Here is a 24,980-nt window from a genome sequence, read left to right as displayed (position 1 = left end):
TCAACCCGGACCCCGTCATGTGGATCGTCAAACTGGCTCTCAGACGGCCTTACACGTTCATCGTGCTGGCCGTACTGCTCTTTATCCTCGGGCCGCTCGCCATCATGCGCACGCCCACGGACATTTTTCCGAACATCAATATCCCGGTGGTCAGCATCGTCTGGACCTACAACGGCTTCTCCGCCGAGGACATGGCGCACCGCATCACCTCGAACTACGAGCGCGCGCTGACTTCGGACGTGGACGACATCGAGCACATCGAATCCCAGTCGCTCAACGGCGTGTCGGTCGTGAAGGTGTTCTTCCATCCTGGCGCCGACATCAACCGCGCGATTGCCGAGGCGGCGTCCAACTCCGCGTCGATCCTGCGTGTGCTGCCGCCCGGCACGCTGCCGCCGAACATCATCACGTACAACGCCTCCACGGTGCCGGTGCTGCAACTGGGCCTGTCCAGCGCGACGTTGCCCGAGCAGTCGCTTTACGACCTCGGCAACAGCTTCATCCGCACGCAGCTCGCGACCGTCCAGGGCGCGGCCGTGCCGCTGCCCTACGGCGGCAAGATCCGCCAGATCATGGTGCAGCTCGATCCGAAAGCGTTGCAGGCCAAAGGTCTTGCACCCGCGGACGTCGTCAACGCCGTGAACGCGCAGAACCTCATCCTGCCCGGCGGCACGGCGAAGATCGGCTCGCGCGAATACAACGTGGAGATGAACCGCAGCACGCAAACCGTCGCGGCGCTCAACGACCTGCCCATCAAGACCGTGAACGGCAGCGTGGTGTATGTGCGCGACGTCGCGCACGTGATCGACGGCTACGCGCCGCAAACGAACATCGTGCGCGCGGACGGAAAACGCGCTGCACTCCTTACGGTCGAAAAGACCGGCAGCGCCTCGACGCTCACGATCATCCAGCAGGTGAAGGCCATGCTGCCGAAGATCGCCGCGGGCCTGCCGAGCGCGCTCAAGATCACGCCGCTCTCCGATCAGTCCGTGTTCGTGAAGTCGGCGATCTCGGGCGTGGTGCGCGAGGCGCTCATTGCGGCTTGCCTCACCGCCGCGATGATTCTGCTCTTTCTCGGCAGCTGGCGCGCCACGCTCATCATCGCCGTGACGATTCCGCTCGCCGTGCTCACGTCGCTCATCGCGCTCGCGGCGCTCGGCGAGACCATCAACATCATGACGCTCGGCGGCCTCGCGCTTGCGGTCGGCATCCTCGTTGACGACGCCACCGTCGCTATCGAAAACATCACGCATCATCTTGAGCGCGGCGCGCCGCTGCACGACGCCATTCTCAACGGCTCCGGCGAGATCGCCGTGCCGACGTTCGTCTCGACGCTCTCCATCTGCATCGTGTTCGTGCCGATGTTCCTGCTTTCGGGCGTGGCGCGGTATCTGTTCGTGCCGCTCGCCGAGGCCGTGGTGTTCGCGATGTGCGCGTCGTACTTCTTCTCGCGCACGCTGATTCCCACGCTCGCCATGTATCTGCTGCGTGCGCGCAAGCCTGACGCTGCGCCCAGGCGCGGCATCGCCGGTGTGTTGACGCGCTTTCAGGCGGGCTTCGAACGGCGCTTCGAAGCGGTGCGCAACCGCTATCGCGCGCTGCTTCAGGCGGCGATTGCGCAGCGCCGCCGTTTCGTGGTGCTGTCGGTCGCGCTGTGCCTCGGCTCGCTCGTGCTCGTGCCGTTCACCGGCCGCGACTTCTTCCCCGCTGTCGATACCGGCGAAATCCGCCTGCACCTGCGCGCGCCTACCGGCACGCGCATCGAGGAAACGGCCCGCATTACCGACGAAGTCGAAGCGAAAATCCGCAGCGTGATTCCGCCCGCCGAACAAGCCGCGGTGCTCGACAACATCGGTGTGCCGGTGAGCGGCATCAACCTCACATATGACTCGTCGGACCCCATCGGTCCCGAAGACGCGGACATCCTCGTTACGCTCGCGCCGAAGCACAAACCCACCGCGCAATATGTCGCGAAGCTGCGCAACGCGCTCAACGCCTCGTTTCCGGGCGTGACCTTCGCGTTCCTGCCCGCCGACATCGTGAGCCAGATCCTGAACTTCGGCCTGCCTGCGCCCATCGACGTGCAGATCGTCGGCAGCAAGCTCGCGCAAAACCGCGTCGTGGCGAATCATCTGCTCGACCAGATGCGTGGCGTGCGCGGCCTCGTCGACGCCCGCATCCAGCAGCCTGGGGACGAGCCCACCATCAACGTCGACGTAGATCGCACGAAGGCCCTGCAAGCGGGCCTCACGCAGCACGACGTGGCGCAGAACCTGCTCATCGCGCTGTCGGGCAGCTCGCAAACCACGCCCAATTTCTGGCTCGATCCGAAGAACGGCGTGAGCTATCCGCTCGTGACCGAGGTGCCGCAATACGATATCCATTCGCTGCAAACACTCGCCAATATTCCGCTGACGACGTCGCAATCCGTCACGTTCTCGCCGCAAAACCAGCTTGGCACGCTCGGCACGGTCTCGCGCAGCTCGCAGGAAGCCGTGGTGTCGCACTACAACGTGCAGCCCGTGCTCGACATCTTTGCGTCGACACAGGGACGCGACCTGGGCGGCGTCGCCTCCGATGTGAACCGCCTCGTGAACGCCGCACGCGCGCAACTGCCGCCTGGCTCGTCGATCGTGATGCGCGGCCAGGTGCAGTCGATGAACGCCTCGTTCAGTGGCCTTGCGGCGGGCCTCGTGTTCGCCATCGCGCTCGTGTACCTGCTGATGGTCGTGAACTTCCAGTCGTGGCTCGATCCGCTCATCATCGTGAGCGGCCTGCCGGCGTCACTCGCCGGGATCGCGTGGATGCTGTTCGTCACGCAGACCACGCTCAGCGTGCCGGCGCTCACGGGCACGATCCTCTGCATGGGAATCGCCACGGCCAACAGCATTCTCGTCATCAACACGGCGCGCGAGTCGCTCGCCGCGGGCATGGAGCCGCTCGCCGCCGCGCTCGATGCGGGTTTCAACCGCTTTCGCCCAGTGCTCATGACGGCGCTCGCGATGCTGATCGGCATGTTGCCGATGGCGCTGGGTCTCGGTGATGGCGGCGAACAGAACGCGCCGCTCGGGCGCGCCGTGATCGGCGGCCTCGCGATCGGCACGCTTTCCACGCTCGTGTTCGTGCCGGTCGTGTTCGGCATGGTGCATGGCTGGCTCGCGCAACGCCGCGCCGCGCGCGATGCCAGCAACGATGCGCAAGCCGATACAACCACTCACGTTGAATAAGGATTCCATAATGAAATCGCAGACACCGCACGAAGAACGCGATGCCGCGGCGCGAACCGCAACGCGAGGTCGCTCGGCTGTCGTCGTCGGCCTGACTTGCCTCGCCATCGCCGCGGCGCTCCTCACGGCGGGCATCGTACCGCGCCTCCAGGCGCGCACGGCGCAAGCGCAGCAGGTCGCGGCGCAGCGCGAGCTGATCGTCTCCACCCTCACGCCCACGCGCGCACCCGTCACGCAGGACCTGTTGCTGCCCGGCTCCGTGATGTCCTGGGCCGACGCCTCGATCTACGCTCGCACGAGCGGGTACGTGCAGCACTGGTACGCGGATATCGGCGCGCACGTGAAGGCAGGCCAGACGCTCGCGCAGATCGACACGCCCGAGCTCGATGCGCAACTCCAGCAGGCGCGCGCCGACGAAGCCACCGCACAGGCCAACTATCGCTTCGCCAGCAGCACGGCGCAGCGCTGGCAAACGATGCTGCAGACGCAATCGGTCTCCGAGCAGGACGCCCAGGCGAAAACAAGCGACGCCGCCGCGAAACTGGCCACGCTCCAGGCGGCGCAGGCCAACGTGGCGCGGCTGCAGGAGCTGGTTTCCTACCAGAAGGTGACCGCGCCTTTCGATGGCGTCATTACGGCGCGCAACGTGCAAGTGGGCGCGCTCGTCACCGCGGGCGGCACGCCCGGCCTCGCCACGATGCCAGGCGAGCTGTTCCATCTCTCGCAGACCGACCGGCTGCGCGTGTACGTGGACGTGCCTCAGGACGACGCGAGCCTCGTCACGCCAGGCACGGCAGTCTGGTTGACGACGCAGCAATATCCAAGCCGCCGCTTCGAAGCCAGCGTGGCGCGCAGTTCGAACGTGATCGATCCCGTGAGCCGCACGTTGCATGTGGAAGTCGATGTGGACAATCACGACGGCGCGCTGATGCCCGGCGCCTACGCGCAGGTGCACCTCGCGCTCACGGCGGCCGCGCCGGCGCTCGAACTGCCCGTGAGTGCGCTGCTGTTCCGCCCGGACGGCGTGACCGTCGCGGTGGTGGATGCAAAGAGCATGGTGCAATTGCGCAAGGTGACCATCGGCCGCGACTTCGGCACCTATGTGGAAATCGCCACCGGACTCGCGCCGACCGATCGCGTCATCAACAATCCCGGCGACGCCATTGCGAGCGGCCAGAGCGTGCGCGTGGCGGCAGCCTCGACGGCTGCGCAAGCGAAAGCGTAAGCGAGGCTCATCATGTTCGAACGCCCTCTCCCTGCGCTGCGCCGGATCGTCGTCGCCTTCACCGCAGCATCGCTCGCGGCGTGCACCACGTTGCCCCATTACAGCGTACCCTCGACGGACGTGCCTGCGCACTTCGCGACACAAACGACGCAACCCGCAGCGGCACCCGGCTGGACCGTCGCCGCGCCCGCCGACGCCCAAACGCGCGGCCCATGGTGGACGCTCTTCGGCGACAACGACCTCGACCAGCTCGAAGCCCGCGTGGACGTGTCGAACCAGAGCGTGCGCCAGGCCGTCGCCAATCTCGAAGCCGCGCGCGCGATGATCGACTATCAGCGCGCGGGCTATGCGCCGACCGTCACGGCAGGCGTGGCGGCGCAGCGTTACCGGACCTCGCAGAATCTCGTGGACCATTCGCTTGCGGGCAAGACGATTCCCGATTACTCGACGGGCCTCACGGCAAGCTGGGAACCCGACCTGTTCGGGCGCGTGAAGGACGCGACCACCCAGGCCCACGCCAACGCCCAGGCCACGCAAGCCGACCTCGAATCGGTGCGCCTTTCGGTTGCGAGCCAGCTGGCGACGGATTACTTCGATTTGCGTTCGCTCGATCGCCAGAAGAAGCTGCTCGATGACACCGTGAGCGCCTACGCGGCCGCGCTGCGCATCGTGCAGCAGCAACTCGCCGACGGCGCGATCGACGCCTCCGCCGTCGCCCAGGCACAAACCCAGCTCGAGAGCGCGCGCACGGCGGATAGCGACATCGACGTGCAACGCGCGCAGCTTCAGCACGCCATCGCCACGCTGATCGGCGTGCCCGCTTCGACGTTCAGTCTGCCGCCGCGTGTCGATCCCGCCGTCGTGCCGTCGATTCCCGCGGGGGTGCCCTCCGCGCTGCTCGAACGGCGTCCCGACATCGCGGCGGCCGAGCGGCGTGTGGCGGCGGCCAATGCAGGAATCGGCGCAGCGCGCGCGGCCTTTTATCCCGATCTCACGCTCTCCGCGACGGCGGGCCTCGAAAGCACGTTCTTCGCGCCGTGGCTGAGCGCGCCCAGCCTCTTCTGGTCGCTCGGCTCGCAACTGGCGGGCACACTCTTCGACGGTGGCCGGCGCGACGCCACGCTCAAAGGCGCGAACGCACAATACGATGCGGCAGTAGCCGGCTACCGGCAAACCGTGCTGACGGCGTTCCAGCAAGTCGAAGACAACCTGAGCGCGCTCGACACGCTGGCGAGCGAAGCGCAAAGCCAGCAGCGCGCCACCGCCGCCGCGCAACTCTCGCTCAAGCTCACCACCAACCGCTACCAGGCGGGCGCGGTGAACTATCTCGATGTCGTGACGGCGCAGACCATCGCGCTCTCGAACGAACGCAACGAGGAGCAGATCGCAGGAAGAAGGCTCGATGCGAGCGTGCATCTGCTGGAGGCGCTCGGCGGCGGCTGGGACCGCGCGGCGCTGAGCGACCTGAGCGCTAGGAACGGGCGAACGTCAGGATGAACCGCGTGCTTGCCGCGTCGCTTTCGGCGCGCGCCGAGCCGCCGTGCAGCGCCATGATCGTGCGCACGATCGCGAGCCCCAGACCCGCCGAAGCACCCGCACGCGCCTCGCGATGGCGCGACGCATCCGCGCGATAGAAGCGGTCGAAAATGCGTTCCATCAGCGCGGCTTCGATCGGCGTGCCCGGATTGGCCACCGTGACCTCGACGGCCCGTGGCGTCTGCTCGACGCTCAGCGTGATCGCCGCGCCGCGCGGCGTATAGCGCAGCGCATTGGCGAGCAGGTTGCCCACGGCGCGCCGGAACAGCTCCTTGTCCGCGCGCAGGCGGCCCTCGCCCTCCACGCGGATTTGCACGCCCGCTTCGTCGGCGAGACCTTCGAAGTAGTCGGCAATCTGCGTGAGCGCATCGTGCACGTCGAACTCCGCGAGCGTCGTCATGAACTGCGGGTGCTCCGCACGCGCGAGAAAGATCACGCTTTCGATCATGCGCGAAAGCCGTTCGCATTCCTCCAGATTCGATTCGAGCAACGCCTCGTATTCGGCCGTGGTGCGCTCGCGTGCGAGCGCCACTTCGTTCGCGCCGCGCAGGTTGCCGAGCGGCGTACGCATGTCATGCGCGAGATCCGCCGTGTATTGCGACATCCGCTCGAAGCCCCCGTGCAAACGGTCGAGCATGGCGTTGAGCGATTTCGTGAGCGCTTCGAGCTCGCTCGGCGCGCGTTCGACTTCGATGGGCGTATCGAGCCGGTCGACCGTGACCGTGGCCGCGCGCGCCGCCATCTCGCGCAGCGGACGCAGCGACTCGCGCACGAGCAGCCAGCTCATGAGGAACGCGAGCAGCATGCCCGCCAGGCCGAAACCGTAGAGCCGCTCGCGATAGTGATCGAGCAGCTGCCAGCGATCGGTCATGTCGCGTGCGATGACGATGGTGACGGGCGTGCCGTCCGCCAGCGCGGCGTCGGTAGCGAGTCCGCGCACGGGTACGCCGCGCGCGTTGCGCCATGCCACCACGTCGCCTTCGGTAATGCGTTGCGTCGGCGGGAGACGCCGCGCGAGCGCCGCTTCTGGAAACGCCGCGTCTGCAATGCCCGCCGTGTTGTGCTCGACCAGTTGCGCACCGCCGGTACCGAGTATTTCCATGGAAAGCGCGGGATTGCCGAGCACCTGGCTCGTGAGCCGCTCCGCATGTTCGCGCACGTCGTGCTCGTTGTGCAGTTCCTGCGCGAGGCGGCGCGTGTGGCGCGAAATCAGCACAATATCGAGGTCGTCCTGCTGCTTCACCTCGCGGTCCAGCGTGAAATAAAGCGTGCTGCCCACAAGCGCGAATACCGCGAGCGTGGTACCCGCGAAACTCAGCGCGAGGCCTGTGGCGAGCGAGCGCACAGCCATGCGCGGCATCAGGCGTTCCCTTTGATTTCGGCGACGTAGCCCACGCCGCGCACCGTGTGGATCAGCTTGACGTCGAACGCGTCGTCCACCTTCGCGCGCAGGCGGCGGATGGCGACTTCCACGACGTTCGTGTCGCTGTCGAAGTTCATGTCCCACACGTATGAGGCGATCTGCGTGCGTGTGAGCACTTCGCCCTGGCGGCGCACGAGCAGCTGCAGCAGCGAGAACTCCTTCGGCGTGAGGTCGATGCGCGTGGCCCCGCGTTTCACGCGCCGGCGCGTGACGTCCACTTCGAGGTCGCCGAGCAGCAGCACGTCGCTCTCGCGCGGGGGGCCGCGGCGGGCCAGCGTGCGCACGCGCGCGAGCAGTTCGACGAAGGCGAACGGCTTGACGAGGTAGTCGTCCGCGCCCAGCTCGAGGCCCTTCACGCGGTCGCTGATGTCGTCGCGCGCGGTGAGGAACAGCACCGGCGTGGTGTGCGTGGCGCGCAGCGTCTTGAGCACCGTCCAGCCGTCCATTGCGGGCAGCATGACGTCGAGCACGATCACGTCGTACGCCGCCTCTTTCGCGAGAATCAGGCCTTCCGCGCCGTCCGCCGCGACATCCACGGCATAGCCAGATTCCTCGAAGCCCTTCTTCAGATACGCGCCGGTCTTCGGCTCGTCTTCGATTACGAGAATGCGCATCGCCGTTCAATTTTGAGTGTGTCCGGCTCAATTGTATGCGCTCCCTGGCCCGCTGCGCCTATCGCTGTGCATCCTGCATACGGTAACGCTGCGTGGCTTCGTCGAGCGCCGCGCGGGTCACGCGCACGAGCGAGGCGTCGACAGCCGCCAGCAGGTGCTTGCGCGAGCCGCCGCGATCCCATGCGGCGGGGCCCGTGCGGCCGCCGCCCTTCGTCGCGATGACGAAGCGCTCGCGCCGGCCCTTGAGCCAGCGCCCGACGATTGCTTCTGCGAGTCCAACCTGCTCGGACGATGGGTAGATATCGGCCGTATCGATGAAGTCCACGCCTTTGTCGGCCGCGCCATCGAGAATCGCGCGGGAGGTTGCCTCGTCGGTCTGCGCGCCGAACGTCATAGTGCCGAGGCACAGACGCGCCACGGTCAAGCCGGTCGCGCCGAGCTTGCGATATTGCATGAGCGGAAAGCGTGAAAAGACTGGAGGGAACGGGGCGCCCGCAGGCTGCCCCGTCAATGCCACCTAAAGGCGCCTGGACCGCGCCAGTCAGAACTTGTGCATGATCCCCGTCTCGACGAGCGTCTGGTTCCTTCCCGACGAAGGCGAAGCCGTATAGATCTGCGCGTACGTGCCCGGACCGCTTGCTCGCTGGTAGATGCCGATGAGATACAGCTCGGTGCGCTTCGAGAGCAGGTAGTGGCCCGCGAGATCGAGCTGGTTATAGTGCGTGGAGCGCCCGATCGAATAGTTGCCGAGCGTGTAGACATACGAGAGCCCGACTTCCACGAACGGCGTGAAGAGCTTGTACGCCGATGCCTCGAAGTTCTGCAGGCGCAATCCCGTCGAATCGGAATAGTTGAACAGCACGTTCGTATAGTTGCCGAGCACGTGGAACGAACCGAAGTCGTAGCTGCCGCCCACGCCCATGATGCGCTGCTGATTGGTGCCCGCGCCCGTCGGGCTCGTGACGAACGGCGAGCTGAAGCCCCAGCCCGTGCTGTCGACCGCGCCGCTCGTGGTGTTCGAGGGCACCGCGTTGCTGCGCCGGTTGAACTGCGTGAACGCCGCACCGACCTTGAGCGGGCCGCGCGCGTAGGTCATCGCACCGCTGAACCCGTTGTTGTTCGAGAACTGTGTCGAGTTCGAGAACGCATAGCTGCCCGCGAACGAGAAGCCCGAGTAGGTGGGCGAGGCATAACGCACCGCGTTGTTGAAGCGGTTCGTGAAGAACATGTTGTCGTTGTCGCCAATGTGCGCGCCGTACCCTGCGAAGACGTTCGAGGCCGTGGCGAACCACATGGTGTTCGTCATTTCCTCGTACTGGCGACCCATCGTGACCGTGCCCGCCCGGTCGTTGCTCAGGCCCACATACGCCTGGCGACCGAAGATGCCGCCGTTGAGCATCGCGCCGTTCGTGATGTTGAAGCCGTTTTCCAGCGTGAAAATGGCCTTGGTGCCCCCGCCGAGATCTTCCACGCCGCGCAGGCCGAAACGCGGCGGCATCATGCCCGCATTGGAAAGCGCAAAAAGATGATTGCCCTTCGCGTTGCTCACGTATTCCAGCGACGTCGAAATCACGCCATAGAGCGTCACGCTGCTCTGTGCGTGTGCCACGTCCACGCCCACTGCGCCCAGCAGCAATCCCGCAACCGCGCTGGATACCAGGATCGCTACGCGCGTGCGTTTGACTGCCAATTCTCCTTGCTTCATTTCGTCTCCTTAGTCATGCTGATTGTTATGTTTAGTACCTGGATCGCCCGGCCCCCTTGCACCGGGGGCCGCCTTCCCCGACTCAGTTTCCCCCGGCCGCGGAAGCTGGCGCCGAACCGGACGCCTGAGCGCCGCTCTCCTCGCTGCGTGGCGCTGCGCGCCCCCAGATCGGCAACGGTACGAGCTGCAGCAAGGTTGCGATCACAACGAGTCCGATACGCACGGTCCAGCCGCTCTCGTAGAAGCTTGCGAAAATCGCGGGCGGCCCGAGCAGCACGCCGAGATAGGTCGCCTGCGCAACGAGGCCGCTCGTCGCGCCCATCGTCGCGAGGCTCGGCGCGGCCGCCGGCACCATCGTCCAGATGAGGCCGTTCAGCAGGCCGATGCCCACCGAGAACACGCACACCGCCGCGACCGCGCCGCTCAGGCCCGTCACCGGCAAATAGAGGCCCACCCCGCCGGCGAGCGCGACCACGCCGCCGACCGACGCGATCAGGCGCGCACTCGTGCCCCCCTTGAGCAGATGCCCGACCGACAGGCAGCCGACGCACACGAAAACTTCCGCCACCGTGCCCACGCCGGCCGCCGTGCGAATCGCCACGCCAAAGGTTTTCGCGAGATACACGGTGAGCGCGGCCATGATGCCGGTCTGGATGAACGCCGAAGCCCCCGAAGCCAGCGCCACGCGGTAGGGCCGCGGGCTCTTCACCACGGTCCAGATGTCGGCAAGCCGGCGCGCGGCCATCTGCTGCGTCTTGGCCGGCAGCAGGAAGCCGGCGAGCGCGAGCGCCGCCATCAGGATGGCATGCCCGCCGAAGGCCCAGCGCCACATTTCGCCGCGTTGCGCGAGCGGTGCCACAACGCTGAGCGTGAGCCCGATACCGACCGCCGTATGCGAGGTCCAGAGGCCGAGCGCGATGCCGCGGCGCGCACCGCTCGTGGTGCGCATGATGAGCGTGACGGCGCCCACCGTGAGCGAAAGATAGCCCACGCCTTCGAGCAAGCGGCTCGCGAACAGCATGTTCACGTCGTGCGCCGCCACCACGCCGAGGTTGCCCGCGAGTGCGAAGAGCGAACCGCCCACGATCACGCGCTTGTCGCCGATACGGTCGACGAGCCAGCCGCCGAACAGGGCCAGCACGGCCGTGATGAGCGAGGGGATGGAAATCACCCAGCCAGCCGCCGCATGCGAAAGACCGAACTGGTGCGCGATGTCGCCGATCACGGGCACCGACTGCGTGACGAGCGAGGTCGCCACGGTCCCGTAGAGATAGAGCAGGATGATGCAAGGCCAGCCGCCAGGGGTCAGCATGTTGTGTCTCCGATATCGTTATGTGTGTTCTGTGTTGCTAGTGCGCGCCGGCGAACCGCACATTATGGGGCACCGCCGCGCGCATCACTCGTGCCCCGATTGCCTAATTCCAGCCCAGCAACCGGCACAGGTTGCCGCCCATCACGGCCGCACGATCGGCAGCGGACAGCCAGGCGAGCGTCTCGCTGAAGTGCGTCACGCACTGGCGGTACGGGTGATGCAGACGCGAAAGGTCGCTGCCCCAGACGATGCGCTCGGCGCCGAACGCGTCGAAAACCTGCCGCAATGGCGCCTCGATCGAGCGGAACGGCCAGGGATCGAGCGCATAGTCGCCCACGCCCGCCGCTTTCACGTGCAGGTTGGGGTGTTGCGCGAGCGCCAGCAATTCGGGCAGATGGTCGAACGCAGCCGGGCCGCTCGCGCCGCGCGGCACGCCCAGGTGATCGACGATCAGGCGCAGGCGCGGAAAGCGCCGTGCAATGGCGTGGGCCTCGCCTAGCGCGCCCGGTACGTGCAGCGCGACCACGAGCCCGCTTTCCTGCGCCACCGGCCACACGCGCTCGTAACGGCCTTCGAGCAGCGGCGCCAGGCGCTCAGGCGTGTTGAACAGGAAGCGTACGCCGAGCATGCCCGGCTCGTCGCGCCAGCGCTCGATGGCGGCGGCCGGGTCCGTCACATCCGCGCCCAGCAAGCCCATGACCGCGAAACGCTCCGGCTCGGCCTGCGCGAGCGCGAGCGAATAGGCGTTGCCCTGCGGGTCCCACAGCGGCGGCACGAGCAGGACGCGGTTCACGTCCGCGCGCGCCATCTCGTCCACGAGCACGTCGCGCGTGATCGGCGTGCGGCGGTGATGACCCGTCGAATCTCCGCTCACCCATGCGTGCACCTGGGCATCGACAATTTGCATGCTATTTCTCTTTTATTTCGTAGTGGATTACCGGATTGACGACCGTTGCGCGTGCATGGATCAGTCGCCGAACAGGCTGCCCGCGCCCGCAATGCGGCCTTGCCAGCCCGCCAGACGCAGCACCGCCCACAACGTCGCCTGATTACTCGTGACGACCGGCATGCCAAGCGCGGCCTCCAGCTCGTGCGCGGCCTCGAATGCGCGCACGTTCGCGCACGAGAGCAGCACCGCACCGATGTCCGCATCGATCTGCTCGCGCACGATTGCCGCAATGCGCGCCGGCGTCATGAGCGCGGCCTCTTTCGCGTCGGTGAAGCCGAGCGATACCGTGCGCGCCACCGCATGTCCCGAGGCTTCGAGCGACTCGCGCTCGATGCGCGAGAACTCGTCGGCGAACGGGCACACGTGCAGCAGGCGGTCGGCGCGCAGCGCCGTGAGCGCTTGCTTGATCGCGACCATCGTGTTCGTGGCGGGCAGGCCGAGACGCTCGCCCACGCGCGTGGCGAGCAATGCGTCGCCTTGCGCGCCGTGCGCCACGCTCGCGCCCGTGCAGTTGAACACCACGGCGTCGGGCGAAAGGTCCTTCAGGTATTCCGCTTCCTCGGCGGCTTCGAGCCAGGCCCCCTGCAGACTTTCCATCGTCACGCGTCCCCCCTCCTTCCTCAGGCGGATGCGATGCACGTGATACGAAACGTCCTCGGGGCAGAACAGACGGAAATCGTCTTCGGCGATCGTGTTCAGTGAAGGCACCACCATGCCCACGCGTAATCTTTTCATTTCAGTCCTCTGTTGCACGGCGCTAAAGGCGCGCCGCGAGTCTGAACCAGTGTATTTTTTGTGACTTTGCGTCACCAATCGGAAAGCGGCCGCCGCAATCGGTTTTTGCTGAACCCGGAACGTCAAGTCCCGCTGCGATCGTTGGCCGACGGCATGACGTGGGCCGCCTCGCGCTGCTGCGCAAAGCCTTCGTCGAGCGACTCGAGCGTCTTGCCGCGCGCCTCGATGCCGACGAACAGATAGGTCACGCCACAGAGCAGCAGGCACAGCGCGAGAAACTGGAACGCCGGCACGATCACGCCGAGCGTGGCCGATGGCATCACCATGTTGCTCGACCCCGCGACCCATGCGAGTCCCACCGGGCCGATCATCTTGCCCACCGACCCCGCGAGGCCCGCGTAGCCCGAACCGCTGCCGCGCAGCCGGGTGGGCCAGATCTCGGTGGAATAGACCGCGCACACCGAAAAGCTGCCGTCGGCGAACACGAATGCGAGCAGCAGCGGCAGCCAGAACCACGCGGGTGTGAGCAGGTCGCCGTGACCCACGTAGCCCGCCAGCAGCGCGGCAATGGCGGCGGCAATGGCGAAGTAGCCGCCGGTGCGCCGTCTGCCGATACGGTCGGCCAGGCTCGCGGCGGCAAGCCGCGAGACGATGCCGCACACGCTGAAACCGATCATGAAGCGCGAGGCGCCAGCGGGCGTCACTGACTGCACCTGGGCGAGCAGCGTGGGCGCCCACAGCACGATGCCGTAGTAACCCGAGATCAGCCCGATGTTGATGAGCGTGGCCGTCACGACGCTGCGCGGGTATGAAAAGATCTCGGACCAGCGCGCAGCGGGCGCGCGGCGCACCGCACTCTCCGCGTTCGCGCTTTCTTCTTCGCGCCATTCGGCCGCGGTGCCGAGCGCCCACTGCACGGCGCGACGCGCTTCTTCGCGGCGGCCCTGCAGGCTCAGCCAGCGCGGCGACTCCGGCACATAGAACGCGCCGATCAGCGCCACGAGTGCGGGCGCCGCACCGACCGCGAAGGTGAAGCGCCAGCCGATCGCCGGAATCACGAAGGCGCCGCTGAACGCGCCGAGCAACAGACCGCAGGTCGTGATGGCGGAAACCACGCCCGTGAGCGCGGCACGCCGGCGCGGCGGAATGAATTCGTTGACGAGCGCGATCTGGATGAAATAGCCGCCGGTGCAAAAGCCGATCACCGTGCGCAGCACCGCCATGTAGATCCAGCCGCCCGCGGGCGTGAATGCGAGGCCGAGGCTCATGGCTGCGAGCAGCAGCAGCGAGATGACGAACACGGGCTTGCGGCCGAAGCGGTCGGCCATCATGCCCCAGACCACGCCGCCGACGATCGCGCCCACGCCCGAAGCGAGCAGCACGGTGCCCATCATCCCGTAGGTCATGCCCCACGGCTTGACGAGAAACGCCATGATAAAGCCGATCAGATAGGCATCCCAGAACTCCAGCATGCTGCCTACGCCGATCAGCGCGAGCAGCATGCGCTGGTTTTTGCTCAGGACGCGCTGGTCCTGGAATGGGCTTTGCCCGCTCTGTATGAGTTGCATGAAACCTCCGTCTCCTTAGAGGCGCGCCGTCTTGTGCGGCACCGATATCATTGTCAGGAGACCTGATTCTAGTGAGCCGCCGACTTTCAGCGGCATAGAAAAAGAGCGGGCCGTCATCAGTTATTGCTGTGCGGCTCGCGAGAGCCACGCTCAGCTATCGAGCGTCTTGCGCGCGGCGAGCTGCGGAAAGCGCCACGCCCACGTCAGCGCCACGAGGCAGGTCAGCGCGCCGCCCAGCACGACCGCACCCACGGGCCCCATCACGCTGGCGAGCGACCCCGATTCGAATTCGCCGAGCTGATTGCTCGCGCCCACGAAAATCGCGTTCACGGCGCTGACGCGGCCGCGCATCTCATCGGGTGTTTCGAGCTGCACGAGCGTCTGGCGAATCACCACGCTCACCATGTCCGCCGCGCCCGTCACGATCAGCGCGAGCATGGAGAGCCAGAGACTCGTCGATACGCCGAACACGACGGTCGCAACGCCAAACACGCCGATCGAAGCAAGCAGCGTCACGCCCACGCGGCGCCGGGGCGGGTAGCGCACGAGCCACAGCGACATCGCGAACGCGCCGATCGCGGGCGCCGCGCGCAGCCAGCCGAGCATGGCGGGGCCGCCGTGCAGGATCGTGTCGGCGTAGATGGGGAGCAGCGCCACGGCGCCGCCGAACAGCACGGCGAAGAGATCGAGGCTGATCGCCGCGAAAATGATCGGCTTGCGCCAGACGAAGCGCAGGCCGCCCATCAGCGCGTCGAGCGATGCGGCGCGGCGCTCGCGTTGAACTTCACGCACCTTGAGGCCGAGCGTGAGCAGGGCTGCCGCGAGAAATAGCAGCGCCGCGACCGCGGAGACCGCGCCGATGCCGAAGCTCACGAGCGCCCCGCCCAACGCCGGCCCGAGTATCACGCTCGTTTGCGAGCCAGTCGAGACGGCGGCCATCGCGCGGCTCAGGAGCGGCGCCGGCACCGTGGAAGGCACGAGCGCCTGCAACGCCGGCATCTGAAACGCGCGCGCCGTGCCGAGCAACAGCGAGGCCAGCAGCAGCGCGTCGCGCGTGAGGCCGTTGCGGTGCGTGGCGAACGCCATCGCCGCGGCGACGACACCCTGCACTGCAAGGCAGCCGAGCACGATGCGCGGGCGCCGCCACGAGTCGGCTGCGTGTCCCGCCGGCAGCGTGAGCAGCAGCACCGGGAAGAACTGATAGAGCCCGACCAGTGCGAGCGCCCACGCGTCGTGCGTGAGCGCGTACATTTGCCAGCCGATCGCGACGAAGAGCATCTGGATGCTCACCGTCCACGCCACGCGCACGGCCAGCAGGCTGCGAAAGGAAGAAAAGGACAACAACGCGTCATGCGCGCGCGCAGGCGCGAACGCGACGGTAGGTTCGTTCGACATCTCGGTGAAAACCCGGGGAAGCGCAAGCCTGCGCGGCCTGCGAAAAAGAAGGAAAAGCGCTGACGCCTTACGCGCCCTGGCCGCCCGTCATCGCCTGCGCGTTGCGGCGCACGCTGCGCAGAAACGTTTCCTGCACGTCGTTGGGCTTCCAGTCGCGCCGCGCCGTGATGCCGACGAGCGGGCCGTCCCACGGCACGTCGATCGTGAGCGGCGCGAGCAGTCCGAAACGCCGTTCGCTCAACACCTCGGTCCAGCTCAGCACGGTCAGCATGTCGCTGTCGAAGAGCGTGATGCGAATGGTGGAAAGCGAATAGGTCTCGATGCTCGCGAGCGGCGGCGCGCCATCGGAAAACACGTATTCGTAGGCTTCGCGGCGCGGCGAGCTGCGCGGCGGCAAGATCCACTGGAAGTCGCGCAATGCATCCACTGTCACGGCGGGCTCGCGCGTGAGCGGATGATCGCGCCGCGCGACCACGCAGTAGCGCTCGTGATAAAGCGGCTCTTCGACGAAATCGAACGACTGATCGGGATTCTTCAGCACGCCCAGCATGAAATCGATCTCGCCACGCAGCAGCTTGTTGAGCAGTTGATCGTAGGTGCCGTTGATGATCACCACGTGCGCGTCGGGGAAGTGCGCGTTGAGTTCGCGAATCGCGCTCACGATCAGGATGGACGGGTCGAGCAGCAACACGCCCACCGTTACGCTGCGCTCCACCGGAAACTGGTACGCACGCAGTGCGTCGGCCATCGCGGCGATCTGGTTCGAGATCGTCTGCAACTGGCGCGCGAAGGTCTGACCCACCTCCGTTGTCGTCACGCCGGAGGCCGAGTGCCGGTAGAGCGGCGCGCCCAGATTCTGCTCGAGCGTGCGCGCCGCGCGCTGCAGCGAAGCCTCCGTGATGCCCAGCAGCCGCGCGGCCGCGCGAAACGAACCGCACTCCGCAATGGCAATGAGGCAGCGCATCTGCGTGCGCGTGATGCCGCCCGCGAGTACGGCCGGCGACACGTTGCGCGTACTGCCCACCTGCGCCACCGCATCCTGCGCGGCCTGCAGGATCTTGCGCGTGCGCACGAGCGCCGCGACGCCCGCAGGCGCGAGCCAGGTGCCCGTGGTGGAACGCTCGAAGAGGCTCACGCCCATCAGCATTTCGAACGCCGCGAGGCACGACGTGGTGGCCGGTTGCGAGCGCAACAGCTCCTGCGAGGCCTGCGTGACGTTCTCGTGACGCGCCACCGTCTCGAACACGCGCAGCTGCCAGAGGCTGGGCAGCTCCGCGGGGGCTTCCTTCTCTTCGACAGGTGACGCGACGACCGAGGCCATAGTGCAGCTTAATCCCTGCGTGACTAGCGCAATGAACGTGATGAGCGAGACATACGATCGATATACCACAGCGCAGCGCGCGACCAGGTCTGCTACCCGGTCACCTTGTTGCGCAGCGTGCCGATGCGGTCGATGATGATCTCGCACTCGTCGCCGGGCTTCATGAACACCGGCGGCGTGCGCGAAAAACCCACGCCGCTCGGCGTGCCCGTGGCGAGAATGTCGCCGGGGCACAGCGGCGCGATCGCCGAAACATACTCGATGAAGCGCGGAATCTTGTGCACCATGCTGGCCACGGTGTCGTCCTGCATGACCTGACCGTTGAGCCTGGTCTGGATGCGCAGCGTATCCACGTCGCCCACTTCGCCGCGCGGCACGATCCAGGGGCCGATCGCGCCGCTCTGGTAGAAGTTCTTGCCCGGCGTGATCTGGCGCGTGTGGAACTGCCAGTCGCGCACGCTGCCCTCGTTCATAATCGTGTAGCCCGCCACGTGCTCGAAGGCATCTTCCGCTTTCACGCGATAGCCCGGCTTGCCGATCACCACGACCAGTTCGCCTTCGTAGTCGAACTGTTCCGAAACCCCCGGATGGCGCAACGGCTGTCCGTGCGCTGCCAGCGAATCGCTTGCGCGCGCAAACAGCGCCGGCTGCTTCGGCAGTTCCTGCACGCGGCCCGCGCTCTGCACTTCGTTGTGGTGCTCGACGTAATTGAGCGCGAGACACCAGATATGCGTCGGGTCGGCAATGGGCGGCAAGAACGTGATGTCCGCCAGTGCGTAATCGGCCTGACCGGCCACCGCCCGTGCAACTTCGTGCGGCAGGGCGGCGGCGCAAAGCGCCTTGAGCGTGGGGTAGTCGGCGCCGATGCGCTTGCCGAGATCGATCACCTTGTCGCCATCGACGATGCCGTAGGTATCGCGCCCTTCTACCGAAAAGCTCGCGTATTTCATCGAAAATCTCCTCTGAATGGGTGACGTGTGCGTTGCATGCGCGTTAGACGAGCCCGGCATAAGAGCCGCCGTCGAGCTGCAGGTTCTGTCCCGAGATATAGCCCGCCTGTGCGCTGCACAGGAAAGCACAGGCGTCGCCGAACTCCATGGGGTCGCCCAGGCGCTTCGCGGCAATCGTCGCGGCAATGCGCTGTTTGGCTTCCGCCACCGTGATGCCGTCCTTTTTCGACATGCGCTCGGCCATATAGCGCTGACGGTCGGTGTCGAAACGCTCGGGCAGCATGTTGTTGATCGTGACGTTGTCCACCACGGAGTCGCGCTGCACCGATTTGCTGAGGGCAGTCAGGCCGGCGCGCACGGCGGCGGAAAGGCCCATCATTGCGCTCGGCGACTTCACCATCGCGGAGGTGATATTGACGATGCGGCCGAACTTGCGGCTGCGCATTCCGGGCACGTACTGCTTGATGAGGAAGATCGGCGCGAGCATGTTGCCTTCCACGGCGCCCAGCCAGTCCTCGCGGGTCCAGTCGGCGATCTTACCCGGCTCCGGTCCGGCGTTGTTGTTCACCAGAATGTCCGGCGCCGGACACGCGGCGACGAGCGCTTCGCGCCCCGCTTCCGTATTCAGGTCCGCGACGACGATGTGCGCACGGTTGCCCGTTGCCGCCTCGATTTGCTGCGCGGCGGTTTCGAGCCCGTCGGCATGACGGCCGTTGATGTACACACGGCAGCCCTCGCGCGCCAGCGCGGTGGCGCATGCGAGGCCGAGGCCGCGCGACGACGCGCAGACGAGCGCCGTCTTTCCTGCGATTCCAAGATCCATGGGTTATCTCTCGCGTTATTGTTGCTTCAGTCCTGGCAGCGATACTTCAGGCCGGGATAGACATTGAGTGCGTTGTTGCAGAACACGTCGTGACGATGTTCGCTGCACAGATGCGGCGTGGCGCTGACGTAGCGCTTCGTGTCGTCGTAGTGGTGGCCCGTGCGCGGGTCGATGCCTTTCACCGCGCCAATCATCTCCGAGCCGAACAGGATGTTCTTGTGCGGCACGACTTCGGTGAGCAGGTTCACGCCCGCCTGGTGATACACGCAGGTGTCGAAGAAGAGATTGCTCATCAGACCTTCTTCGAGCGCCTGGAAGCCCATGTCCTGCGCCAGCCCGCGATAACGCCCCCAGTGATACGGCACCGCGCCGCCGCCATGCGGAATCACGAAGCGCAGCATGGGGAAGTCCTTGAACAGCTGCGGCGCGAGCAGGAACTGCATGAATGCCGTGGTGTCGCCGTTCAGATAATGTGCGCCCACGTGGTGAAAGCACGGGTTGCACGAACTGCTCACGTGGATCATGGCCGGCACGTCGAGTTCGACCATCTTCTCGTAGAGCGGATAGTAGTGACGGTCCGTGAGCGGCGGATCGGTCCAGTAGCCGCCCGAAGGATCGGGATTCAGATTGCAGCCGACGAACCCCAGCTCCTTCACGCAGCGTTCCAGTTCGGCCACGCAGGCGCTCACGTCCTTGCCCGTCGACTGCGGCAGCTGGCACACGCCGGCGAAGTTCTCCGGATACAGCTGTACCACGCGATGAATGAGGTCGTTGCACACGCGCGCCCATTCGATGCCCTGCTCCAGCGTGCCGAGGTGGTGGCCCATCTGGCCCGCGATCGGCGAAAACAGCGTGAGATCGAGGCCGCGCTCGCGCTGGACCTTGAGCTGGCCGCCTTCCAGCGCCTCGCGCAATTCGTCGTCGCTGATCTGCAGCGGCGCGCCGTACACGGGGCCCGCGTGTTCGAGCTGCCTGCGCCGCCATTCGTGCAGCGTCTTGGGAACGGTCGTGAAGTGACCGTGACAATCGATGATCATGGAACGCTACCTGGTTCGTTGATAAAGGAACGAGCGACTAGTCCTGCCACACCACGAGGGGCGTCGCCTGCTTGACGAAGCGCTCAGGCGGCTTTTCGCCGGTGTCGTAGCTCATGCCGTCGCCGATGCGGATAGAGTTGAAGCGGCTTTTCGCCGTCATGCGCTCCTGCGAGATCCAGTGCTCGTGCATCTGGCCGAAGGGGCTCATCCAGTAGTCGAAAATCTGGCTGCCCAGCGCATGGCGGCCAATGCCGCGCACGTGGTCGTATTCGCGCTGATGAAGGTGGTCGTAGCCGAAGAAGATGTCGTCCACGCCCTCCACCTGGTACGACACGTGATGCAGACCGGCACGCGGCCCCCGCAGCAGGAAGACGATGTGATGGTCGACGGGCGTGTCGCCGAGATCGATGCGATTGAACTGGCCGATCACGTTCTCGGGTTCGCCCACGAACAGTTCGTCGGTGGGCATCACGCCGAGCGTACGTTGATACCACTCGATCGAACCGGGCAGGTTCGGCGTGGCGAACGCCGTATGCGCGATGCGCTCCACGCGTGCCGGGCCCAGCACGCGGCTCTCGCCTTGCGCGTCGCGCACGAGCGCGCGCGGTGCAAGCCGCGCAACCGGTTCGCGCTCCGTGACGAACTCCAGCCACAAGCCGTTGGGGTCCTGTAGCCGCACGCGACGGCCGCCACCGGGTTCGTCGATATGCTCGATGCCGCGCGCGCCGGGCAGCTTCGCGAGATCCGCGAGCAGCGCGGCGTCGCGCAATTCATACGCACAACTTATGACGCCGGGCTCGCCCAGTTCGGTTACGTGCAGAAAAGGCGCTTCGCCCACGCCGCGCATGTAGAGGCGCTGGTCGTCGCGATGGACTTTCACCATGCCGAAGTCATCGAGAAAGGCTTCCATGCGCCCGAGATCGGGGGCGCTCAGCCGGACGTGGGCCATGCCTGAAATGGTCGAAGCCAAGTGTGTCTCCGTATCGTGTGCTGTGGTGCTGTGTGATGCGTGTGCGCCCTTAGCCGAGAATATCGGCCACGGGGCCATACAACTCTTCGAGCGTATAACGGCGCGAAATGAGCCGCTGCTCGAAGGCGTAGCGAATGGCCAGTTCTACGGCCGGGGCCAGCTTGTCGAATCCTGTGGGTTGCAGATCGATCGCGCCCTGCGGTTTGCCCTGCTGCGCGCGTTCCTTCGCCTCGCCCAGCAGGCGATAAACCTCGCGCACGGCTTCCGGGTGGGACTGCGCAAGCGAGCGCTTGACCGTCACCACGTGGTTGATCGGCACCGCGTGGTTGCGCGCCTGCCACGCGGCGGCGGCCTCGGCCGGCGCGGGAATCAGCGGACGAATGCCCGGCTCGCCCGAAAGCCCGCCGCCCGCGATGATGGCGTCCACCTCGCCCGCGCGCAGCATGTCTTCGAGGCTCGCGGTCGATTCGAGCCGCGCAACCCACGCGGGTTCCTCGTAGTCCGCCACGTGCGCGCCCTCCTGGCTCAACCACCGCACGTCGGGAAGACGCACGCCGAAGTCATCGGTGAGGATGCCACGTACCCACGTCGGCGTGGTCTGCGTGTAAGCGCGCATCGCCACCTTGCGCCCGGCCAGCTCGCTTGCGGTGAAGGTCGCGTCGTCACGCACCACGATGCTCTTGTGGTGAAAGCCCCCGTTCATCACGAACGGCAGCATCACATATGGCTTGCCTGCCTCGAACGCCTGCAGGAAGGTGATGATCGCCAGCTCGGCCACATCGTACTTCTCATGGCGCACGACGTCCTTGAAGGCCTTTTGTGCGGTGTCCACCGCGGCGAAATCCAGATGCACGAGCGGCGAAGCGAGCGTGCCGTCCTTCAGAGGCTGCGTCTTGGGGTAGGTCCCCAGCATCGTCGGGATGGAGAGGGTTTGAACGGTTGTCATCGTCTGCCTCCTGATTAATATGGAACCCTATGCATCGGCAGCCGGGTCGAGAAACACCGAAGCGATTGGCGCTAGCTCCGGAATCAGCCGCTGCGTGTGGGCGTAGCGCACCAGCGCGTCGAACGATCTTGCGTTCTGCGCGAGGCCGTAGGGCAGCGGATCGCCAACGAGTTCCGCGAGGCGGCGGTAGCGCTTGTCTTCCGCGCCGTCCGCCGCACCGCTTTGCACGCGGGCGAGGTAGTTTTCCTTCGCCGAGACGAAGGCCGCGAATAGACGACGCGGCAAACCCGGCATTCGCGCCAGCACGTCGTTGCGCACCACGATCACGCCGTGCAGCGGGTAAATGCCCGTGCGGCGATACCAGTCGGCCTCTTGCGCCGCGGCGTTCTCGACGAGGTCCACGAGGCGGTCGTCCAGATCCGCGCCCACCCCGGCGAGACCGCCGAATGCCGCTTCGATTTCGCCCGCTTCCATCATGGCGGCAAGCGACGTATCGTTCGCCACGCGCCGCACATTGGCGGGCGGCACGAAGGACTCGACGTTTTCTTCTTCTTCGGTGAGCCACGTCACCTTGCCAAAATCGACGCCGTATTCCTCGGCGAGGATGCCGCGCGTCCACACGGCCGCCGTAACCGAATACGCGCGTACGCCAACGGCCCGCCCCTCCAGATCCCTGGGATGGCGAATCGACGATTCGCGCAGCCGCTGCAGGCCCGCGTGGCGAAACCGCCGTGTCATCGGAAGCGCGAGCGCCGTGATCGGCGCGCCGGCCGCCACCGCCATGAGATAGGACGTCGGCGCCATTTCGCAGATGTCGTAAGGCTGGCTGCGTGCCATGCTGCGATAGGCGTCGGGCATGCGCTTGATCTCGATGAAGTCGAGTTCGACGCCTTCCGCCTGCACCGCGCCGCTGCGCAAATCCTCGACCTGGCCGTGACGGCCAAGCACGATCGACAGTTTTTCAGTCATGTTGACGTTCCCGTGTTGCTTCGTCAGGTTGCACGGCGTTCACACGCGGCCCACGAGTTGACGGCCCTTGTCCAGCGCGCCGAAATCGCGCTTCGGGAACGTCGTGAGGAAGCGGTAGCCCTCCTCGATCACGCGCGACACGTTGCCCTCGTTCACGTGCGGATGGCCAACCGGAATGTTGTAGGCGCGGCCAATCTCGCGCACGTGCGCCATCAGGCGCAGCAACTCGGGGTTGTCGTAGTCGCGCGGGCAGCCCAGTTCCTGGGTGAGATCGCCCTCGCCGATCAGCAGCACGCCGATGCCCGGCACGCGCTTGACCATCTCCTCGAGGTTCTCGATGGCGGCGACGTCTTCGATCATCAGCGTGACGAGAATCTCGCCTTCGGGCGCGAGCGGCCAGACGTCGGCCTTGCGGTAATACTCCTGCTGCGACAGACCCCAGTAGCGCGCCGCCGGCATGGGCGCGTCGCCGCGCAGGCCGGCCGGTTCGTAAAGCGGCTGGTTCGGCAGGCGCGGATAACGGCACGCCGCCACCGCGTTGTACGCCTGCTCGGGCGTGCTGATGCGCGGCCAGACGATGCCGTATGCGCCGAGGTCCAGGGCCTGCTTCGCGAACCACTGGTTCATCTCGCTGCCGCTGGGCGGAATGCGCACGATGGGTGTCATCTGGCAGGCAACCGTGCCCGCTCGCACGATGCGCTCGCGCAGCAGCAAAAACTGCATGGCGTTGCGCAATGCGGCGATGTCCCAGGGCGTGTGCTCCATTTCGAACACAACGCCGTCGTTCGACGACTGCGCAAAGCTGACCGCGTTTTCGATTTCGGCCTGAATAAAGGAAGTAAAAGCAATGCCGCGTCCGGTTTCGAGAGCGCGGATCACACCGTTGAGTCGTTCAGCCATGTCGTTCACTCCTCCGCGCTCAGAGCATCGCGCCGCAGAATGCGTCACCCGCATTCGCCGGCAACTGTTTTTCGGTCCAGGTCTTGCTGCCGTCGGTCGTGAAGAACACCTGGCCGCCGCGCGTCACGGTAATCACGCCGTCAGCGTCGCTCACGTGGGTGCCGAAGCCCATCATCGTGCTGCGCGGTTCGACCTGGGCATCGGCGCGCGCCCACGTGGCGCCCAGGTCCTCGCTCACATAGAGCGCGCCCGCGGCGCTGCGCGACGAGATGCTGAAGCACGCATACATCTTCTTCGGCTGACCGTGCACGAAGCGGCAGTCGCGGGCGTACTGGAACGGCGCGAACTTGCCGACTTCCAGATCGCGGAAGGTCTTGCCCAGGTCATGGCTTTCGAACACGCCGAGCCGGCAGACGTAGAACAGCGAATCCGGCGAGGCGGTGGTCGTGCAAACCGAATGCGCGTCGAACATGCCTTCGGTATCGTCGTCGGTTTCGATCTTGCTCTTCAGGTGCGGCTTGTCCGCGAGCGCCACGAGGCCATCAGCCACACCGCGCCAGTTTTCGCCGCCGTCTTCGCTCACGAGAAAGCCGTTGATTTCGGCCACCGCGTACATGATCTGCGCATTGGTGGGATGAAACGCAATGCGCATGACGCGCGAATTGCCGAAGCGGATTTCGAAGCGCTCCGGGTGGTGCGCATTGCACTTGCGCCACGTGTCGCCGCCATCGTCGCTCCGGTACACGCCGACCGGCCCCGTCCCCGCGAACAGCACATCGGGTTTTTGCGGATGCACGACGACGGTCCAGAACTGCACGTTCTCGCCGGTCACGTTCAGTTGCTGCCACGTGTCGCCGCCGTCGGTCGAGCGGTACACGCCCTTGCGCGCAGCCACGTAGACCACGTTCTCGCGGCTCGGATGCGGCGTGATGGCCTGCACCGACGCATCGGCGGGAATATCGCTCACCTGCTGCCACTCACCGCCGGGTTCGAGCTTGAACAGCGTTCCAATGGCTTCGGGCCGCGTCGTCGCCGTCCCGACCAACATTACCTTGCGCATAAAGCCTCCATCGTTATCGTGCCGGCGCGCCGCTCACCGTGTTCGGCTGCACTTTGCACCGGCCATGCGTCGATTCATCCGGACTCGTGTCACGTCTGTTCTCAACTGACGGAAGGCAGTGTAGGGCGACGCGGCTACGCGTTGTCATTCGAAATGCGCCGCCGTCATAGATTTTTGCTGAGCCCTTTTCGAACGGTCGTATCGAACCTGCTTTGGGAGACTTGCGAAGAACTTATCGGGTGCGATGCCTGCCAACCCGCGTGCAAGCTCGTTGCGCACACCACCTTTTCCAGTGCGAGCCTTATGCCATGGGCC

20 protein-coding genes and 1 pseudogene are annotated in these 24,980 nt (G+C 66.0%); 3 read left to right on the top strand and 18 right to left on the bottom strand.

Translation table 11 applies throughout. The features are described 5' to 3' along the window. Window positions 1-17: 17 nt before the first annotated feature. Genes BFD71_RS10865 through BFD71_RS10855 form a run of 3 tightly spaced genes read left to right on the top strand, consistent with a single transcriptional unit; the run spans window position 18 to window position 5,949 of the window. Window positions 18-3,227: an efflux RND transporter permease subunit gene (locus BFD71_RS10865; RefSeq protein ID WP_069263367.1), complete on the top strand. Its 3,210-nt coding sequence runs from the start codon at window positions 18-20 to the stop codon at window positions 3,225-3,227. 10 nt (window positions 3,228-3,237) lie between these two features. Then, window positions 3,238-4,452: an efflux RND transporter periplasmic adaptor subunit gene (locus BFD71_RS10860; protein ID WP_069263365.1), complete on the top strand. Its 1,215-nt coding sequence runs from the start codon at window positions 3,238-3,240 to the stop codon at window positions 4,450-4,452. Window positions 4,453-4,464: 12 nt separating this feature from the next. Beyond that, window positions 4,465-5,949: an efflux transporter outer membrane subunit gene (locus BFD71_RS10855; RefSeq protein WP_069263363.1), complete on the top strand. Its 1,485-nt coding sequence runs from the start codon at window positions 4,465-4,467 to the stop codon at window positions 5,947-5,949. Here the strand turns inward: BFD71_RS10855 and BFD71_RS10850 are convergent. The 18 genes and pseudogenes from BFD71_RS10850 to BFD71_RS10765 all read right to left on the bottom strand — a co-directional run bounded on the left by BFD71_RS10850 (window position 5,924) and on the right by BFD71_RS10765 (window position 24,665). Further along, window positions 5,924-7,339, bottom strand: coding sequence for a heavy metal sensor histidine kinase (locus BFD71_RS10850; RefSeq protein ID WP_069263573.1), 1,416 nt, complete (start codon window positions 7,337-7,339; stop codon window positions 5,924-5,926). The two genes, BFD71_RS10855 and BFD71_RS10850, sit on opposite strands and share 26 nt — an antisense overlap. A gap of 8 nt (window positions 7,340-7,347) precedes the next feature. Then, window positions 7,348-8,025 (bottom strand): heavy metal response regulator transcription factor, encoded by a 678-nt coding sequence (locus BFD71_RS10845; RefSeq protein WP_069263361.1) that lies wholly within the window; start codon window positions 8,023-8,025, stop codon window positions 7,348-7,350. 100 nt (window positions 8,026-8,125) lie between these two features. Continuing rightward, window positions 8,126-8,479, bottom strand: a pseudogene (locus BFD71_RS10840) (aldo/keto reductase); the annotation flags it as partial. Between the two features lie 87 nt (window positions 8,480-8,566). Beyond that, the gene (locus BFD71_RS10835; RefSeq protein WP_083245180.1) at window positions 8,567-9,730 is read right to left on the bottom strand and encodes a porin; all 1,164 of its coding nucleotides are present in this window, start codon (window positions 9,728-9,730) and stop codon (window positions 8,567-8,569) included. An 82-nt stretch (window positions 9,731-9,812) separates the two neighbouring features. After that, entirely contained in the window at window positions 9,813-11,042 is a 1,230-nt protein-coding gene (locus BFD71_RS10830) for an MFS transporter (RefSeq protein ID WP_069263357.1), read from the bottom strand. Between the two features lie 103 nt (window positions 11,043-11,145). Next, window positions 11,146-11,949, bottom strand: a complete 804-nt coding sequence (locus tag BFD71_RS10825) for an amidohydrolase family protein (RefSeq protein ID WP_069263355.1) — start codon at window positions 11,947-11,949, stop codon at window positions 11,146-11,148. A gap of 60 nt (window positions 11,950-12,009) precedes the next feature. Continuing rightward, entirely contained in the window at window positions 12,010-12,726 is a 717-nt protein-coding gene (locus BFD71_RS10820) for a maleate cis-trans isomerase family protein (RefSeq protein ID WP_069263352.1), read from the bottom strand. A 122-nt stretch (window positions 12,727-12,848) separates the two neighbouring features. After that, window positions 12,849-14,294, bottom strand: a complete 1,446-nt coding sequence (locus BFD71_RS10815) for an MFS transporter (protein WP_069263350.1) — start codon at window positions 14,292-14,294, stop codon at window positions 12,849-12,851. A gap of 150 nt (window positions 14,295-14,444) precedes the next feature. Then, complete coding sequence (locus BFD71_RS10810) at window positions 14,445-15,689, bottom strand: MFS transporter (RefSeq protein WP_083245178.1); 1,245 nt, start codon at window positions 15,687-15,689, stop codon at window positions 14,445-14,447. Window positions 15,690-15,756: 67 nt separating this feature from the next. After that, window positions 15,757-17,010, bottom strand: coding sequence for a LysR family transcriptional regulator (locus BFD71_RS10805; protein WP_069263346.1), 1,254 nt, complete (start codon window positions 17,008-17,010; stop codon window positions 15,757-15,759). Between the two features lie 92 nt (window positions 17,011-17,102). Further along, complete coding sequence (locus BFD71_RS10800) at window positions 17,103-17,960, bottom strand: fumarylacetoacetate hydrolase family protein (protein WP_069263339.1); 858 nt, start codon at window positions 17,958-17,960, stop codon at window positions 17,103-17,105. A gap of 43 nt (window positions 17,961-18,003) precedes the next feature. After that, window positions 18,004-18,783, bottom strand: coding sequence for an SDR family oxidoreductase (locus BFD71_RS10795; RefSeq protein WP_069263336.1), 780 nt, complete (start codon window positions 18,781-18,783; stop codon window positions 18,004-18,006). A 26-nt stretch (window positions 18,784-18,809) separates the two neighbouring features. Then, complete coding sequence (locus BFD71_RS10790) at window positions 18,810-19,820, bottom strand: amidohydrolase family protein (RefSeq protein ID WP_069263334.1); 1,011 nt, start codon at window positions 19,818-19,820, stop codon at window positions 18,810-18,812. 37 nt (window positions 19,821-19,857) lie between these two features. Then, on the bottom strand, window positions 19,858-20,790 hold the full coding sequence (locus BFD71_RS10785; protein ID WP_176732858.1) for a VOC family protein: 933 nt from the start codon (window positions 20,788-20,790) through the stop codon (window positions 19,858-19,860). A 49-nt stretch (window positions 20,791-20,839) separates the two neighbouring features. Then, window positions 20,840-21,736, bottom strand: a complete 897-nt coding sequence (locus BFD71_RS10780) for a hypothetical protein (protein ID WP_069263331.1) — start codon at window positions 21,734-21,736, stop codon at window positions 20,840-20,842. 27 nt (window positions 21,737-21,763) lie between these two features. Further along, entirely contained in the window at window positions 21,764-22,705 is a 942-nt protein-coding gene (locus tag BFD71_RS10775; protein WP_069263326.1) for an ABC transporter substrate-binding protein, read from the bottom strand. Between the two features lie 39 nt (window positions 22,706-22,744). Next, the gene (locus tag BFD71_RS10770) at window positions 22,745-23,605 is read right to left on the bottom strand and encodes an HpcH/HpaI aldolase family protein (protein ID WP_069263324.1); all 861 of its coding nucleotides are present in this window, start codon (window positions 23,603-23,605) and stop codon (window positions 22,745-22,747) included. A 19-nt stretch (window positions 23,606-23,624) separates the two neighbouring features. Beyond that, entirely contained in the window at window positions 23,625-24,665 is a 1,041-nt protein-coding gene (locus tag BFD71_RS10765) for a sialidase family protein (protein ID WP_069263322.1), read from the bottom strand. Between the last annotated feature and the right edge of the window lie 315 nt (window positions 24,666-24,980).

The organism is Paraburkholderia nodosa (assembly GCF_001718195.1).
Taxonomy (GTDB): Bacteria; Pseudomonadota; Gammaproteobacteria; order Burkholderiales; family Burkholderiaceae; genus Paraburkholderia; species Paraburkholderia nodosa_A.
Note: the sequence above shows the minus strand (reverse complement) of the source record. Positions and strands in the feature narration are given on the sequence as shown.

Excerpts from the sequence above, each read along its gene's own strand:
- BFD71_RS10865 (WP_069263367.1), top strand. The coding sequence starts at position 18 with ATGTGGATCGTCAAACTGGCTCTCAGACGGCCTTACACGTTCATCGTG.
- BFD71_RS10860 (WP_069263365.1), top strand. The coding sequence starts at position 3,238 with ATGAAATCGCAGACACCGCACGAAGAACGCGATGCCGCGGCGCGAACC.
- BFD71_RS10855 (WP_069263363.1), top strand. The coding sequence starts at position 4,465 with ATGTTCGAACGCCCTCTCCCTGCGCTGCGCCGGATCGTCGTCGCCTTC.
- BFD71_RS10850 (WP_069263573.1), bottom strand. The coding sequence starts at position 7,339 with ATGGCTGTGCGCTCGCTCGCCACAGGCCTCGCGCTGAGTTTCGCGGGT.
- BFD71_RS10845 (WP_069263361.1), bottom strand. The coding sequence starts at position 8,025 with ATGCGCATTCTCGTAATCGAAGACGAGCCGAAGACCGGCGCGTATCTG.
- BFD71_RS10835 (WP_083245180.1), bottom strand. The coding sequence starts at position 9,730 with ATGAAGCAAGGAGAATTGGCAGTCAAACGCACGCGCGTAGCGATCCTG.
- BFD71_RS10830 (WP_069263357.1), bottom strand. The coding sequence starts at position 11,042 with ATGCTGACCCCTGGCGGCTGGCCTTGCATCATCCTGCTCTATCTCTAC.
- BFD71_RS10825 (WP_069263355.1), bottom strand. The coding sequence starts at position 11,949 with ATGCAAATTGTCGATGCCCAGGTGCACGCATGGGTGAGCGGAGATTCG.
- BFD71_RS10820 (WP_069263352.1), bottom strand. The coding sequence starts at position 12,726 with ATGAAAAGATTACGCGTGGGCATGGTGGTGCCTTCACTGAACACGATC.
- BFD71_RS10815 (WP_069263350.1), bottom strand. The coding sequence starts at position 14,294 with ATGCAACTCATACAGAGCGGGCAAAGCCCATTCCAGGACCAGCGCGTC.
- BFD71_RS10810 (WP_083245178.1), bottom strand. The coding sequence starts at position 15,689 with ATGTCGAACGAACCTACCGTCGCGTTCGCGCCTGCGCGCGCGCATGAC.
- BFD71_RS10805 (WP_069263346.1), bottom strand. The coding sequence starts at position 17,010 with ATGGCCTCGGTCGTCGCGTCACCTGTCGAAGAGAAGGAAGCCCCCGCG.
- BFD71_RS10800 (WP_069263339.1), bottom strand. The coding sequence starts at position 17,960 with ATGAAATACGCGAGCTTTTCGGTAGAAGGGCGCGATACCTACGGCATC.
- BFD71_RS10795 (WP_069263336.1), bottom strand. The coding sequence starts at position 18,783 with ATGGATCTTGGAATCGCAGGAAAGACGGCGCTCGTCTGCGCGTCGTCG.
- BFD71_RS10790 (WP_069263334.1), bottom strand. The coding sequence starts at position 19,820 with ATGATCATCGATTGTCACGGTCACTTCACGACCGTTCCCAAGACGCTG.
- BFD71_RS10780 (WP_069263331.1), bottom strand. The coding sequence starts at position 21,736 with ATGACAACCGTTCAAACCCTCTCCATCCCGACGATGCTGGGGACCTAC.
- BFD71_RS10775 (WP_069263326.1), bottom strand. The coding sequence starts at position 22,705 with ATGACTGAAAAACTGTCGATCGTGCTTGGCCGTCACGGCCAGGTCGAG.
- BFD71_RS10770 (WP_069263324.1), bottom strand. The coding sequence starts at position 23,605 with ATGGCTGAACGACTCAACGGTGTGATCCGCGCTCTCGAAACCGGACGC.
- BFD71_RS10765 (WP_069263322.1), bottom strand. The coding sequence starts at position 24,665 with ATGCGCAAGGTAATGTTGGTCGGGACGGCGACGACGCGGCCCGAAGCC.